The 1,410-nt window shown below is 64.6% G+C and carries 1 protein-coding gene; it reads right to left on the reverse strand.

Translation table 11 applies throughout. The annotated features are described in order from the left end of the window. Positions 1-14: 14 nt before the first annotated feature. A partial coding sequence (locus G9373_RS45260; RefSeq protein WP_240961167.1) for an aldehyde dehydrogenase family protein occupies positions 15-1,410 on the reverse strand: 1,396 nt, incomplete at its 5' end.

Below are 1,410 nucleotides of genomic sequence, written 5' to 3' on the forward strand. Positions count from 1 at the left end.
TCGCCGCATAGTGCTCACCATCGTGTGACGACCAGCTTCTGATCGGTGAAGAAATCCAACGGCGCAGCACCACACACATGCAGGTCACCGTAGAACGAGGCACCGTACCCGCCCATCGTCACATTCGCCGGCGGCGCCGGAAACGCATTGACACCCACATTGCCGGCCCGGATACCCCGCTCGAACTCCGCCGCCACCGCACCAGAGCTGGTGAACACCGCGGCAGCGTTACCGAACTCGGTGTCATTCGACAACGCGATCGCCTCCGCGACCGTGTCCACCCGATGCACATTGATCACCGGACCGAACAACTCCCGACCCTCCACCCCGTGCCGCGGATCCAAATCGGCAACAATCGTCGGCCCGATGAAATAGCCGTTCTCCGACCCCGCCCCACCCACCGGCTTCACGTTCCGACCATCGAGGACGAACGTCGCACCCAGATCCTCCGCCTCCCCCAGCGCCGCCAGGATCCGCTCCTTGCTCTCGGCGCTGACGACCGGACCCATCGTCACACCCTCGGCCATACCGTCACCGACCACCAACTGATCGGCCAACGCCACCACACGGTCCATCAGATCGCCGTAGACGTCACCGACCACCACCACCCGACTCCCCGCCAGGCACCGCTGACCCGCCATCCCATAGGACGAGGACACGATCCCGGCCGCCGTCCTATCGAGATCCGCATCCGCGGCCACCACGATCGGATTCTTCGCACCACCATTGGCCTGCACCCGCTTCCCCGCTGCCGCCGCCGCCGCATAGATCGCCCGCGCCGTCGGCGACGACGTGATGCACGACACCGCCACCACCGACGGGTGGGCAATCAAATGCTTCACCACATCCGCCCGGCCGTGCACCAAATTCAGCACCCCATCCGGCAGACCTGCCTGCTGCAGCAACCGAATCACCGCGGTGGACGCGAGCGGATCCTGCTCGGACGCCTTGATGATCAACGCATTACCCGTCACCAGAGCCCACGCCGAGAACTGCACCGTGTTCATCACCGGGAAATTCGACGGCGTCACCGCCACACACACCCCCAACGGCTCCCGCACCCGCCGCGCATCCACACCAGTGGTGACGTTCACGGCGTCACTGTGATACAGCATCGGAGCGGCAATCGCCGTCTCCAAGAAATCGACAGCCCGCCCCACCTCACCGCGCGCCTCATCCAACGTCTTACCCTGATCGATCGTGATCGTGCGAGCCAACGACTCGACATTGTCCTCGAGGATCACCTTCATCCGATACAAAAACCGCACCCGCTCCGACAACGGCCGCGAACCCCAGTCGGCGAAAGCGCGAGACGCAGCCACCACAGCCGCCTCCGCATCCTCAATCGACGCCGGCACCAACTCCGTAATCACCCGCCCCGTCGCAGGATTGAACACCTCGATGGCATCC

Origin of the sequence: Rhodococcus sp. A14 (genome assembly GCF_011603105.1) — a bacterium.
In the GTDB taxonomy this organism is placed as follows: domain Bacteria; phylum Actinomycetota; class Actinomycetes; order Mycobacteriales; family Mycobacteriaceae; genus Rhodococcus_F; species Rhodococcus_F opacus.